The organism is Yoonia litorea (assembly GCF_900114675.1).
Lineage (GTDB): Bacteria > Pseudomonadota > Alphaproteobacteria > Rhodobacterales > Rhodobacteraceae > Yoonia > Yoonia litorea.
In genome coordinates, this window is sequence record NZ_FOZM01000001.1 from 323,719 (window position 1) to 336,714 (window position 12,996).

The following is a 12,996-nucleotide window of genomic DNA, read 5'->3' on the forward strand; positions in this document are numbered from 1 at the left end:
ACATGCTGACATAATGCTGTCAGCAGGGCTATGTTCTACGTGTCTCCATCAACCAGAAAAGGAGATGAAACATGGCTGATCGCGATATCGTTGTCTGGGCGGAAATTCCGGTGACTGACCTCGAGAAATCCGTTGCGTTTTACAGCAAGGTCTTTGGATATGAGATGGAGATCAACAACGAGGGCCCCAATCCAATGGCCGACCTCGGCGGGATGCAGAACAAGTCAGGGGCTCATCTTTATCCGGGAAAACCGGCACCAGACAGTGGCAACACGGTTCATCTGGCATTGCCCGATAGCCTGGAAGACGGGATCGCGCGGTGTAAGAACGCGGGTGGTGAAGTTGTGAGCCCGCCGATCCCGCTCCCGACGGGCCGTTTCGTTTATGCACGAGATATCGATGGCAACTCCATCGGTTTGTTTGAGGCGTCCGCCTGATGCGACGTGCTGACCGCCTCTTTCAGATACTTCAATTCCTGAGAGGCGGTCGGCTGACCACTGCAGCGCAACTTGCCGAAAAACTGGAGGTGACGCCGCGAACTATCTACCGCGATATCGCCCATTTGATCGGGTCTGGCGTGCCCATCGAGGGCGAGGCAGGCGTTGGGTATCTCATGCGTGACGGATACGACTTGCCACCACTGATGTTTACCCATGACGAGATCGTGGCGCTGGTGTCAGGCGCACGTGTCCTGCAGGCTTGGGGTGGCACCAAGATGGCCTCAGCAGCACAGGAGGCTTTGATCAAGATTGACGCGGTTTTGCCCGAAGCCGCACGCGCCAAGGTGGGTCAGGTTAAAGTCCATGCGTTAGAGGGCTATGCATCCCAAGGGCAGTGGCGTGACTATCTGGATGTGTTCGAGGCTGCAGCAGAGACGCAAACACGACTTGAAATTGCTTATGCGGACGAGCGCGAGCAGGTTACCAACCGGACGGTACGGCCTTTGGGGGTCTGGTTTTGGGGTAAAGTCTGGACAGCGGTCTGTTGGTGTGAACTCAGAGCAGACTTTCGGATGTTTCGGCTCGACCGCATTGCTTCTGTCAAGACTTGCAACCGATTTCGCGCCGAAAAAGGCCAGACACTGCGCGACTTTTATGAGGCAGAAGCCTACCTTCATCCACGCACGTAAATGTGCATGGTGCTTGGCCAATTGGCCGCTAGGTTTGGCCTATGTTCAATACACATCTTATTTCCCGCCGCACACTTTTGTCAGGCATTGCCGCGTCGCTTGCAGCGCCCGCAATTGCGCAATCAGACCCCTGGCAGGCCATCGCAGACAGAGCTGCGGCCTTCGATCAATGTCACGCGATCCTCATCAGGCAGGCCGGTGAGACGCGCCTTTCGGCAGTCTTTCGCGGGCCTGAAATGGGACGGTTGGTTCCTATTAAGTCGGTGTCAAAGACCGTTGTGGCTGCACTGACGGGCGCGGCCATCGACCGTGGGGAGCTATCGAGCGTAACGGATCGCCTTGGCGACGTCGCGCCGCAACTGATCCCTTCAGACGCTGATCCGCGTGTGTCTCAGATCACAATTGAGGATCTGGTGACCATGCAGGCCGGTCTCGAACGCACATCGGGCCGCAACTATGGGGGGTGGGTCAGTAGTCGCAACTGGGTTGCCAATGCACTTGCGCGGCCGATTATTGCTGAACCTGGCACGGGGATGCAGTATTCGACGGGGAGCTTCCATATTCTGGGCGCCGTGCTGTCAGAGGTCTCTGGCCAATCTCTTCTCGATTTGGCCCGAGAAAGGCTTGGGAACCCGCTTGGGATAGAAATCCCCGCATGGACGCGCGATCCACAGGGGCGCTATCTGGGTGGCAACGAAATGGCCCTCACACTTGAAGGTATGGTCCGGTTTGGTGAGCTATATCGTCTGAACGGCGCTTTCGATGGCGTGCGTGTCCTGAGCCAAAGCTGGGTGACACGTTCGCTTGAACCGCGCACCCGCTCACCGTTTTCAGGATTGGACTATGGCTACGGGTGGTTCCTGGGGCAGGCGGATGAGATCCCGTATGCACTTGCGCGTGGATACGGTGGTCAGATTATTTGCGTAGCACCGCAAATCGGGCTGACCTGCGCGATTACCTCTGACCCAACACGTCCTGCCCGCTCCGGGGGCTACTTCGGCGACCTGAAACGCCTGATCGAGCAGGATATCCTGCCCGCAGCACGTGAAGAGGCTTAGGGCGAAGAAGTCGCGATTTGCAGCGCGTTGCGCAAAAGTTCGAGGACGATCCGACCTGATGAGCCTGAGAAGTCGTCTCCGACTTCTTCCGCAATGTTCAGAGCATCAGCATAGCTCCAGTCATTGAGATCAGTTTCTCCACTCTCGAGAAGCGCGGCGAAACCTGCGATTGCTGCGACCATGCGAATGTCTGGAAGGGCCGCTTTTAAGTCGACAAGAGGTGGTTCCTCCGCAACTTCCAAAGACAACGTAAACCGAGGCGATGCGTATGCGCCGGCATCCAACAATATGACATCATCTGACCAAGGAAGCGCATAACGCGCAGACGGTAATGGATTCACGTCGCTTGTCAGGGCGGTCAGAAGCCGCTGCGCGTCAAGGTCGCCTGCAACTGGGAGTCTTCCGCTTTCAAGCGTGCTGCGAAGTGCAGCAACTTGATCAGTTGGCGCAGCACGTAGCGATTGACTGTCTTCAGCGGTGGCGAAGGTGCCGGGCGCAGCTTGAGGCGTTGCCATTCGTTCTTCGGCCAATTCTTCGACGGCGCTTTCGTCGGCGAGCGACGCTCCTTCTAACGGCATGGCGGCGCGGCTTTCAGCGGAGGAAACAACTGCGTTTTCTGGAATCGAAACCTGTTGCTGTGGCGGGATGACCAACACCAATGCTACGGCTGCGGTCGTGAGACCGCCAAGACCTGCACCAAGAGCTTTCCAGGAGAAACGCCTGCTGGGTATTTTCTTGGCGGCACTTGCGTGCATGGATTTGAACACAGCTTCGGCTTGTGCAATGTCTTGCATGCGTTTTTGTGGTTGCGGAACCGGCGTTGTCTCCTCAAAAGCGCGCTTGAGTGCGATCAGGTCATCATCTGGTCGGGTCATATCCGATCCTCCTTGGCGTGCGCTTCTCTCAACGTTCTCTTTGCTTTCGAAATGCGCCAACTAACGGTGCCTTCGGACACGCCGAGGATGTCGGCTGCGTCTTTATGGGTGACATCATCAAGGACGAGCGCGAGAGTGTCGCGCAAATCTGGCGAAAGTATCGTCATTGCCTGATGCAACCAATCGATCTGAGCGGCCGTTTCTGCATTCGCTGAGGCACGGTTTTTTTCCCAATCACCCCAACCTTTGGCCAGTTTTGCCGAACGGCTCTGTTTGCGCCGTCGGTCATGCGCTGCATTCACCATGACTCTGTAGAGCCACGTGCTCACCTTCGCTTGCCCGCTGAAATTTTTCAGCTTTGTGGGAAGCGCAAGACAGACGTCCTGCGTGAGGTCTTCGGCCTCGGCTTTGCTACCGGTCAGCCGAAAAGCGAGCCGGAAAAGGCTGTCATAGTGGCGTTCAAGCAAGCTCGAAAAGGCTGCCGCATCGCCTGCCGCTGCCGCAGTTGCAAGATCAAGATCACTGGTTGTCATACGCATTACGGTGATGAGACGCCGCCCAGAGGTCAATCCTTGGCGGCGTCAAATCAGAAATGCGAAATTCATAGTGCGTTGTGCGATCAGACGCTCGTGCAGATGTATTTCATTTCGAGGTATTCCTCGATCCCGTGACGTGATCCTTCCCGCCCAAGACCTGATTGCTTCACACCGCCAAATGGCGCGACCTCAGTCGAGATAATCCCAGTGTTTGCACCTACGATGCCATACTCAAGGGCCTCTGCGACCTTGGTCACACGGCTGATATCCTTGGCATAGAAATAGGAGGCGAGCCCGAAAATGGTGTCATTGGCCATGCGGATCACGTCATCTTCATCTTCAAAGCGGAAGAGTGGCGCAAAAGGTCCAAATGTCTCATCTGTGCTCACAAGCATATCCTGCGTCGCTTGTGCGACAATGGTCGGCTCAAAGAACTGTCCGCCAAGATCGTGCGGTTTGCCGCCTGTCAGGATTTCTGCGCCTTTGGAAAGCGCATCTTCGAGGTGCTTTTGCACCTTATCGACGGCCTTGGGTTCAATCAGCGGCCCTAAGTTGGTGCCCTCGTCCATGCCGTCGCCAACAGTCAGCTTCTCAACGGCCGCTTTGAATTTCTCAGCAAACGCGTCGTAAACGCCGGACTGAACATAAATGCGGTTCGCGCAGACACAGGTCTGCCCATTGTTGCGGAACTTACATGCGATCGCACCCTCAACCGCTGCGTCCAGATCCGCGTCATCAAAGACGATGAATGGGGCATTGCCGCCAAGCTCCATCGAGCACTTCATGACCTGATCAGCGGCTTGCGCCAACAGGATGCGCCCAACCTGCGTTGAGCCAGTGAACGTCAGTTTGCGCACCTTCGGATTTTCGCAGAACTCCTTGCCGATGTCAGAAGACGACGAAGACGTGATGACCGAGAACAATCCCTTTGGAAGACCGGCTTCTTCCGCAAGCTTCGCCATGGCAAGTGCAGACAATGGGGTCAGCTCTGATGGTTTAATGATGAACGAGCATCCCGCGGCGAGGGCAGGGGCGGCTTTCCGCGAAATCATGGCATTGGGGAAGTTCCAAGGTGTGATGCCGGCGGCAACACCAACAGGTTGGCGGATCACCGTGATCCGCTTGTCGGCCATATGCCCCGGGATCGTTTCGCCGTAGATGCGCTTTGCCTCTTCGGCAAACCATTCGATGAAAGACGCGCCGTAAGACACTTCGCCACGCGCTTCTGACAGAGGCTTTCCCTGTTCCGCCGTCATGATGATAGCCAGATCTTCCTGATTGGCCATGGTGAGATCAAACCACTTTCGCAAAAGCGACGCACGCTCTTTTGCTGGGCGTGCGGCCCAGTCCCGTTGCGCATCTTCCGCTGCTGCAATGGCTTGAGCCGTTTCTTCGCGTGAAAGGTCGGGCACTTTGGCGATCACGTCCCCACGCGCAGGGTTTGTTACGTCAAACGTCGCGCCGGATTTCGCATCGACCCATTCCCCGGCGACATATGCCTGCTCGCAAAGCAGCTCGCTGCGGGAAAGTAGAGACTTCAATTGTGTCGTGTCATCGCGCATAGTGGCCTCCCTAGGTTAACGGCGCTATCTGACCCATCAGCGACCGGAACGTAAAGGGGCGACGGATGGAATTGGATGATGCCTATGCAAATGCGGCGTATATTCCCGGAGGCAATGATTATCCGGATAAATGGGCGCAAGCCGCCGCTGCATTCCGCGAAATAGCGACCTGTGAGATTGATCTTCCTTACGGCGAAACCAGCCGGCAAAGGTGTGATCTGTTTCATCCTGCGCGGCTGCCCAAGGGGCTGATCGTCTTTGTGCACGGCGGGTATTGGCTGCGCTTTGACAAAAACTTCTGGTCGCACCTGGCTGCAGGACCGTTGGCGCATGGATGGTCTGTGGCAATGCCGTCATATGACCTCTGTCCAGATGTCCGAATTTCGGAGATCGGCGACCAAATCAACCGGGCTATCGCTTTTGCTGCTGCACGCATTCCCGGACCGATCCGGCTCATTGGCCACTCTGCTGGCGGTCAGCTTGTCGCGCGTGTGACCGCACCCCGTCTCGGTGCCCGATGGCAAGAACGTTTGGAGAAGGTTGTTTCAGTCTCGCCGGTCGCCGATCTTGCCCCTTTGATGCGGACTTCGATGAATGCAGACCTGAAGATTGATGAAGAGGAAGCCGCTGCGGAAAGTCCGATACATTTGCCTGCCCCGCCGTATGCGAAAACGGTTTGGGTCGGAGCAGATGAACGTCCGGCATTCTTGGAACAGGCGCAGGCGCTGACGGATGCATGGGACGCGAAACAGGTGATCACTGAGCGCGAGCACCACTTTTCCGTCATCGAGCCTCTGGAATATGCCGACAGCCCCCTGACGCGCGAAATTGCGGCAGATGATGCGGTGGGTGCAGCCTAGGATCGGCTCATTGCAACCTGAAGGGGCAGATTCATCGCGCAGCAGCCTTAAACGCGGCGATGTTGTGGACCTGTTTCGCTGCGCCACATAAAGTCAGGCCAATTACGAAAGTGCGAATCGCACAAAAACAGGGTGGTAGTTTGGACATGGTATTAAAGCGGATTTTTATCCTCGGATTTATAGCCACGGCTCTCGTCGCATGTGAGCGCACGGGCGACGCCAATGACATTGTGGATGGCGGCATTGATGGTGGGTTTCTGACCGATGGTGTAGCAAATGTCTGGATCGACCCCGACGGTTGCCAGCACTGGTATATCGACGATGGCCTTGAGGGCTTCATGACGCCACGCCTGAACCGCGATGGAACACCAAAGTGCCAGGACACACGTGGCGAAATCATGCTGAAAGACGGAACCATGGTCGCCTCTGATCCAGAGCCGATGGCGCCCGACGCGTAAGGTCTAGGGTCGCGTAAGACTTGGAAAGCACCGCACCAGTCGGTGCTTTTTCATTTAGCGCATCGGCAGGAACGTCGCGTCAGATAAGGCGCAATCTCGCCTGACGTCGGCCCCACAATCACGGAAGTCCAACTCGCGTGTCAGGCAGATGCGTGCCTCCTGAATATAACCTTCTCGGCAGGTAATTGTAATCTGGTTAGCCGAAAGCATCGGATTGTCATGCAAAAAAGCGTCCTCAATCAGGCTGGCGGGCAGGGTCACCTCGCCCGACAGTCGCCGCAATACCTCTGGTCGATTGACCACGCTATATGCCTGGCGCGACAGATCGAAGTAAGCCTCCGAACTCAGTCCGCTGCAGACGCCGTGTTTGCGCCATTGGTGCCACGCCAATCCAGACGTTCCCATTATATCGGCCATAGCCGCGGTGTCGGCCCTGCTTGGAGGGGCGGCGCTGGTCCGACAGTATTCCGGATAACCACTTTCATACTGCGGCCAAAGACCATGCAAAATCCAACCAAAGTCGTTTTCGGGATCGCATTGCGGCGAATTGCGTGCGTCGCCTTCGCGCGCGCACCAATTGGCAGACCATGAAAGCGCCATAACGAAATAGTCAAATTCACCTGCACGATCCTGGGCCTGCAGGGGTGCGGCCCACAGTGAGAGTGCAAAAATCAGAGCGCGCATTTTGATCTTTCATATCGGCTTTTCCAAGACTATATACGCTGCAAGTTCCCCGACAATGCGCGAACCCGACTGCCAAGGCGGTCTGCCCAAATCCGGGGCGCGGGAGAGGCTTGTCCGTTGAAAGGATGGAGAGAAAAATGTCTGGTAAACCGATTATGGCAAAAGCCACTGCGGTCTGGCTTTGCGACAACACTACACTGACCTTCAGGCAGATTGCGGATTTCTGCGGTTTTCATGAGCTTGAGGTGCAAGGCATTGCTGATGGTGACGTGGCTGTAGGTGTGAAAGGTTTTGACCCGATCGCGAACAACCAGTTGACACAAGAAGAGATTGATAAGGGTGAAGCGGATCCGCTCCACAAGCTGAAGCTGAAATACTATGCGGCAGCTGAAGGTGAGGAAAAGCGCCGTGGTCCACGCTACACGCCTCTGTCAAAGCGCCAAGATCGCCCAGCGTCCATCTACTGGCTGGTCAAGTTTCATCCCGAACTTTCAGATGGGCAGATTTCGAAACTTGTGGGCACCACAAAGCCGACAATTCAGGCCATTCGTGATCGCAGCCATTGGAACATCAACAACCTTGAGCCGATTGATCCTGTTGCGCTGGGGCTCTGCAAACAGTCAGAGCTTGATGCGGCCGTCCAGAAGGCAAACGCCAAGAAGGCCAAGGAAGGCGAGGCAATGTCCGATGACGAGCGTCGCAAACTTGTCAGCACGGAGCAGTCACTTGGTATGCCTGCGGAGCCAAAGATGCCGAGTGCGATGGCCGGTCTGGAAACCTTCAGCCTGTCCGATCCGCGTGATGAGGCAGAAGATGAGGATGATGCAACGGATGATCGCGACATCACCGATGCAGATAGCTTCTTCAACTTGCCCGACAGCGACGAGAGCGACAAAGACGACGATTGATTCTATCAGTCCGACTTAACGAAAATGACGCGCGATCCATTACGGTTCGCGCGTTTTTTACTGAGGACGCTTGGCAACAATAAACCGAGCCGCGCGGTTCTTTCCAAAGTAGCGTGTCTCGATGAGTGTGAATCCGGCACGCGTGAATGCGCTTTCAAGCTCATCGGCGCTGAAGACCAGAACTGCTGGTGCCTTGCCGAAAGCCTGCATGACCTTGATCATCGGTGGAATAAGGATGCTCATCTGTTTAAGGCAGGTCGTTTTGGATACCATATACCCGCCCGGTTTCAGTAGTGAGAAAAGATGCGCCAGCGTTGCGTCAAGGTCATCAACCAGATGCAGAATGCTTGAGGCAAAAACGGCATCAAACGGTGCATCTGGCATGTCAGTCATGACCTCGGCCTTTATGAAGTGAACATTCTCAACGCCGGCGTCCTGTCGTTTCTTCTCAGCGATGTCCAACATACCCGAAGAGACATCTGTGGCGGTTATGCGTGCCACATCCTTGGCGAGCTTGAGCGCCGTCGTGCCTGTGCCACAGCCGACCTCGAGCAGATGGTCATCTTTCTTGAGAAAGCCTCGGGTTCTCTCCAGCGTATCTTCGTACGCATTTTCGTCCTTGATCTTTGACGCGGCATATTTTTCCGCCGCCTTATCCCAGAAATCTGCCGTGCTCATGCCTGCACCTCACCGTATCGCTGCGGGCACCCTATCCATTCGGTAATTGAATATAAATTGTATAAATTCTGCGATCACATATACAAGTACGTATGAATTGGCGCACTGTCTCATTCGACTGGAACCAAATCAGAGCCTTCCTCGCAACGGCAGAGGAAGGGTCTCTGAGTGCTGCCGCTCGGTCACTTGGTTCAACGCAACCGACCGTAGGGCGCCAAATTGCTGCCTTGGAAAACGACCTCAAGCTCACGCTTTTCGAACGCGCTGGGCGGCGTTTCGAGATGACAGCAGCAGCCCGCGATCTGCTGGAACATGTGCAAGCGATGGGAGATGCCGCTAGCCGTGTTTCGATGGTTGCAGCGGGACAGTCAGAAGAAATCGCCGGCCGTGTTGTCATCACCGCGAATGATCTGATGGCGGTTGGGTTTCTACCTGCAGCTTTGATGCGTCTCCGCCAAGAGGCTCCTGGGATAGCCGTTGAAGTTGTCGCCTCGAACCGTTTGGAGAACCTCACCCGTCGCGATGCCGATATTGCCATCAGGCACGTGCGCCCAGAGCAACCCGACTTGATTGCCCGACAGATGCGGGATGCCCATGCGGGTTATTACGCTGCAACTCGTTATCTGGAACAACACGGCGTTCCAAAGACGCCTGCTGAGTTGGCGCGACACAGTTTTGTCGGACCGCGTGATACCGCCGAAATGCTGAGTTTCCTTGCTGCGCAAGGTGTCGCAATTGAGGCCGACCAGTTTCAGGCAACCTCGGACAGCGGCGTTGTAATGTGGGAGATGATGCTCGCAGGGCTCGGAATATTGGTTGGTCCGATTGAATTCGCACCGAGAGTTGAAGGTGTCCAGCAAATCCTGAAAGATCAGCCGCCCATCAGGTTCCCTGTCTGGCTCGCCACACATCGTGAACTGCGCACAAGCAAGCGGATCAGGATCGTCTTCGATCTGTTAGCTGAAGAACTCTCAAAGCATTCATCAAAGTGACTTGCGGGCGTTCAGAGCCGCGGTGATCGTGCCGTCATCGAGGTAATCGAGCTCGCCGCCGACCGGCACACCTTGTGCAAGTGAGGTCACGGTTATCCCCGGCAGCTGATCCGCGATGTAATGCGCTGTGGTTTGACCGTCGATCGTCGCACCCAAAGCAAGGATGACTTCCGTCACCTCTTCCGTCTTGATCCGGTCAACAAGTTTGGGGATGCGAAGCTCATCCGGCCCGATCGCATCAAGCGCCGAAAGTGTGCCGCCCAGAACGTGATAACGCCCCTTGAAGACGGCACTACGCTCCATCGCCCACAGATCGGCCACGTCTTCGACGACGGCGATTTGGCCATTTGCGCGCTTTTCGGATTGGCAGATATCACAAAGATCGCCTGTGCAGATGTTTGCGCAGTTCAGACATTCACGCACATTCGCCCCGACAGTCTGCATTGCATCGGCAAGTGGCAGCAGCAAGAGCGACCGTTTCTTGATCAAATGCAAGACCGCGCGACGGGCCGAGCGTGGCCCCAGACCCGGCAGCTTCGCCATCAGTGCGATCAGATTGTCGAGGTCTTCGGTGCCGTTGCTCATCTGTGTCTCGGACACTCCCAACAGTGTTTATCCCTTGCGCGGATGTATTCTCGAAGGTGAAAGGATCAGAAGGGCAGATTCATTCCCGGTGGCAGACCCATCGCCTCGGCCATTTTACCCATTTCTTCCTTAGAGCGCTCTGCTGCCTTTGACTGCGCGTCTTTGATGGCTGCGAGGATCAGGTCCTCGACCACCTCTTTGTCGTCGCCATTGAAGATGGAGGGGTCAATATCGAGCGCCTTGAGTTCGCCCTTTGCTGTCGCAGTTGCCTTCACAAGGCCTGCACCGCTTTCCCCGGTGACCATGATGTTTGCCAGATCATCCTGCATCTGGGCCATCTTGGTTTGCATTTCCTGCGCCTGTTTCATCATCTTGGCCATATCGCCAAGACCACCTAGTCCTTTGAGCATGTTGGGTCTCCTAATTCTGCTTTCGTTTGCCGAGCGGCGCTGTGTAGAGCACTACACCGATACATAAGGCGGCAGCAAACGTAATGAAGAGAACAGGGCTTCCGACGCATCCTTCGGTTGCTGCCGCAGTCCCTGTCGCGCTGCCGCCGCTCCAGTCTGTGACGAGATAGGTCGCGATGCTCCATCCAACGACGCACGCCAATCCGCCCCATTCACTGCGAAAGCGCAGGGCAACAGCGGTCAGCAGGATCAGGATCAGGACAATGGGCGATTGCGCCAGAAAAACCAGTTCCTGAAAGGCCGACACCGGTGTGCCGTCCCAGCCCGGTCGCAATTCTGCACAGGTTTGCGCTTGGGCCGGCACGGCAATAGCGCAGAGTCCCGCCGCAAGGGTCAGTCGTCGTCGAAGGGGTCCCATTCCTCATCCACTTCGGGCAGTGCGTCCTCGGCAGCGTCTTGTGCTTTTTCTGCCTCGGTACGGATTTCGGTGATTTTGGCCTTGGGAAACGCAGCAATGACTGCTTGGACAAGGGGGTGGTTCTCCGCCTCCACCCGAAGGGCGTTTTCGGCGGCGTCGCGTGTCTCGGCGATTGTCGGACCGCCACCTGCAGCTACGCTGATCGCCCAGCGGTTCCCTGTCCACGCTTGCAGTCTGGCACCCAGCCGCCCGACCAGATCCGGCGCGGCATCATCGGTCGGGTTCACCTCAATCCTGCCTGGCTGGTAGCTGACAAGTCTTAGTCCGGTTTCAACCTCGACCAGCAGTTTGACATCACGGTGGCGTCTGATCAAAGCGACGACATCCTCGAAACGCGCGTAATGCTGGAGCGCATCTGATGCGACGGCAACTGCAGTCTGGGAGCCCGGGGCAGAGGGGCCTCTTGGCCCAGTGTGGGTCGGTGCAGGCAACCCCGAACCTGTTGGCTGCTGATGACCGGTCGGTGCAGAGCGTCCCCCACCAGGGCCGCCTCCGGGGGGCGGTGGTGTTGCATCCTGCAATTTGCGCACCAGCTCTTCCGGTGTCGGCAGGTCGGCGACATGCGTAAGGCGGATCACAGCCATTTCAGCGGCCATCATCGCGTTGGGAGCATTGGCGACCTCTTCCAGCGATTTCAGCAGCATCTGCCACATCCGTGACAAGACCCGCATCGGCAGATCGTTTGCCATTTGCTGCCCGCGGACCCTTTCATCAGGGCTTACCGTCGGATCTTCTGCCGCTTCGGGAGTGATCTTGATGACGCTAATCCAATGGCAGACTTCGGCCAAATCGCGTAGGACGGCCATGGGATCAGCGCCGTCTGCGTATTGTTCGGACAATTCCGTCAAAGCGGCGGCAGCTTCACCTTTCAAGATCATGTCTATCAGATCGAGGACACGACCGCGGTCCGCCAGCCCCAGCATCGCTCTGACTTGATCGGCGGTGGTTTCGCCTGCGCCATGGCTGATCGCTTGATCCAGCAACGACTGCGCGTCACGTGCAGAGCCTTCGGCCGCGCGGGTGATCAGCGCAAGCGCTTCATCCGTAATTTCGGCACCCTCTGAATCTGAAATCTTACGAAGCAGAGCGATTTGTGTCTCAGGTTCGATCCGGCGCAGATCGAAGCGCTGGCACCGAGAGAGGATTGTCACCGGGACCTGCCGGATTTCGGTCGTAGCGAAGATGAATTTGACGTGGGCGGGCGGTTCCTCAAGCGTCTTCAAAAGCGCGTTGAACGCGTTCTTGGAGAGCATGTGCACCTCGTCAATGATGTAAATCTTGTAGCGGGCAGAGGCGGCGCGGTAGTGCACGGAGTCGATGATCTCGCGGATATCACCAACGCCGGTGCGCGATGCGGCGTCCATTTCCATCACGTCCACATGGCGGCCTTCCATGATTGCGACGCAATGCTCGCACTGGCCGCAAGGGTCGGTCGTCGGTCCGCCCTGACCATCAGGGCCGATGCAGTTCATGCCCTTGGCGATAATCCGCGCCGTGGTGGTTTTTCCGGTTCCGCGGATGCCAGTCATGATAAAAGCTTGCGCGATCCGGTCTGCGGCAAAGGCGTTGCGCAGCGTTCTGACCATTGCAGCCTGTCCTACAAGGTCCGCAAAGGTTTCCGGTCGGTATTTGCGGGCCAGGACTTGATATTGTGGTGTTTCGGACATTGGAGCCTTTGGACAGGAATCGTGGTTGGTTTAGACTAGGGGCAGGGCGTAAGAAGGTCTACCGTCTGGTGTCGGCGCACCGGACCGAGTTTTGAATGTGAAGCAATAGCCGGAGC

General features: G+C 56.6%; 16 protein-coding genes. 7 read left to right on the forward strand and 9 right to left on the reverse strand.

The features are described from left to right. Positions 1-71 precede the first annotated feature (71 nt). From BM316_RS01730 to BM316_RS01740, 3 genes are read left to right on the forward strand one after another with little or no spacing between them, the layout of a single operon-like run. Entirely contained in the window at positions 72-437 is a 366-nt protein-coding gene (locus BM316_RS01730; RefSeq protein WP_090203213.1) for a VOC family protein, read from the forward strand. Beyond that, positions 437-1,129: a helix-turn-helix transcriptional regulator gene (locus BM316_RS01735; protein ID WP_090203215.1), complete on the forward strand. Its 693-nt coding sequence runs from the start codon at positions 437-439 to the stop codon at positions 1,127-1,129. Before BM316_RS01730 ends, BM316_RS01735 begins: the two co-directional genes overlap by 1 nt. Before the next feature lie 41 nt (positions 1,130-1,170). Beyond that, entirely contained in the window at positions 1,171-2,187 is a 1,017-nt protein-coding gene (locus tag BM316_RS01740) for a serine hydrolase domain-containing protein (protein WP_090203218.1), read from the forward strand. On the opposite strand, the gene BM316_RS01745 is transcribed toward BM316_RS01740, so the two are convergent. From BM316_RS01745 to BM316_RS01755, 3 genes are all read right to left on the reverse strand, one after another. Further along, on the reverse strand, positions 2,184-3,062 hold the full coding sequence (locus BM316_RS01745) for a hypothetical protein (protein WP_090203221.1): 879 nt from the start codon (positions 3,060-3,062) through the stop codon (positions 2,184-2,186). The two genes, BM316_RS01740 and BM316_RS01745, sit on opposite strands and share 4 nt — an antisense overlap. Further along, positions 3,059-3,595 (reverse strand): RNA polymerase sigma factor, encoded by a 537-nt coding sequence (locus BM316_RS01750; protein WP_090203224.1) that lies wholly within the window; start codon positions 3,593-3,595, stop codon positions 3,059-3,061. Before BM316_RS01750 ends, BM316_RS01745 begins: the two co-directional genes overlap by 4 nt. Before the next feature lie 86 nt (positions 3,596-3,681). Next, positions 3,682-5,160: an NAD-dependent succinate-semialdehyde dehydrogenase gene (locus BM316_RS01755; protein WP_090203227.1), complete on the reverse strand. Its 1,479-nt coding sequence runs from the start codon at positions 5,158-5,160 to the stop codon at positions 3,682-3,684. A 65-nt stretch (positions 5,161-5,225) separates the two neighbouring features. Between BM316_RS01755 and BM316_RS01760 the strand changes: the two genes are divergently transcribed. Both BM316_RS01760 and BM316_RS01765 read left to right on the forward strand, forming a co-directional pair. Beyond that, positions 5,226-6,020: a hormone-sensitive lipase gene (locus BM316_RS01760; protein ID WP_090203229.1), complete on the forward strand. Its 795-nt coding sequence runs from the start codon at positions 5,226-5,228 to the stop codon at positions 6,018-6,020. A 140-nt stretch (positions 6,021-6,160) separates the two neighbouring features. Then, the gene (locus BM316_RS01765; RefSeq protein ID WP_131802531.1) at positions 6,161-6,478 is read left to right on the forward strand and encodes a hypothetical protein; all 318 of its coding nucleotides are present in this window, start codon (positions 6,161-6,163) and stop codon (positions 6,476-6,478) included. A 54-nt stretch (positions 6,479-6,532) separates the two neighbouring features. Here BM316_RS01765 and BM316_RS01770 read toward each other — a convergent pair whose 3' ends face one another. Beyond that, the gene (locus BM316_RS01770; RefSeq protein ID WP_090203234.1) at positions 6,533-7,162 is read right to left on the reverse strand and encodes a ribonuclease T2 family protein; all 630 of its coding nucleotides are present in this window, start codon (positions 7,160-7,162) and stop codon (positions 6,533-6,535) included. Positions 7,163-7,299: 137 nt separating this feature from the next. On the opposite strand from BM316_RS01770, the gene BM316_RS01775 reads away from it, so the two are divergent. Beyond that, a complete protein-coding gene (locus BM316_RS01775) occupies positions 7,300-8,070 on the forward strand; it encodes a DUF1013 domain-containing protein (RefSeq protein ID WP_090203237.1) in 771 nt (256 codons plus the stop codon). 57 nt (positions 8,071-8,127) lie between these two features. On the opposite strand, the gene BM316_RS01780 is transcribed toward BM316_RS01775, so the two are convergent. Continuing rightward, positions 8,128-8,748 carry a class I SAM-dependent methyltransferase gene (locus BM316_RS01780; RefSeq protein ID WP_090203242.1) on the reverse strand — a complete coding sequence of 207 codons (621 nt, stop codon included), beginning with the start codon at positions 8,746-8,748 and terminating at the stop codon, positions 8,128-8,130. A 92-nt stretch (positions 8,749-8,840) separates the two neighbouring features. Between BM316_RS01780 and BM316_RS01785 the strand changes: the two genes are divergently transcribed. After that, positions 8,841-9,740: a LysR family transcriptional regulator gene (locus BM316_RS01785; protein WP_090203245.1), complete on the forward strand. Its 900-nt coding sequence runs from the start codon at positions 8,841-8,843 to the stop codon at positions 9,738-9,740. Here BM316_RS01785 and recR read toward each other — a convergent pair. The 4 genes from recR to BM316_RS01805 form a co-directional block, all read right to left on the reverse strand. Beyond that, a complete protein-coding gene (gene recR, locus BM316_RS01790; protein WP_090203247.1) occupies positions 9,732-10,325 on the reverse strand; it encodes a recombination mediator RecR in 594 nt (197 codons plus the stop codon). The genes BM316_RS01785 and recR overlap by 9 nt on opposite strands. Positions 10,326-10,390: 65 nt before the next feature. After that, on the reverse strand, positions 10,391-10,735 hold the full coding sequence (locus BM316_RS01795; RefSeq protein ID WP_090203249.1) for a YbaB/EbfC family nucleoid-associated protein: 345 nt from the start codon (positions 10,733-10,735) through the stop codon (positions 10,391-10,393). A 10-nt stretch (positions 10,736-10,745) separates the two neighbouring features. Beyond that, a complete protein-coding gene (locus tag BM316_RS01800; RefSeq protein WP_131802532.1) occupies positions 10,746-11,069 on the reverse strand; it encodes a hypothetical protein in 324 nt (107 codons plus the stop codon). A gap of 59 nt (positions 11,070-11,128) precedes the next feature. Next, entirely contained in the window at positions 11,129-12,880 is a 1,752-nt protein-coding gene (locus tag BM316_RS01805; RefSeq protein ID WP_090203254.1) for a DNA polymerase III subunit gamma/tau, read from the reverse strand. Positions 12,881-12,996 lie beyond the last annotated feature (116 nt).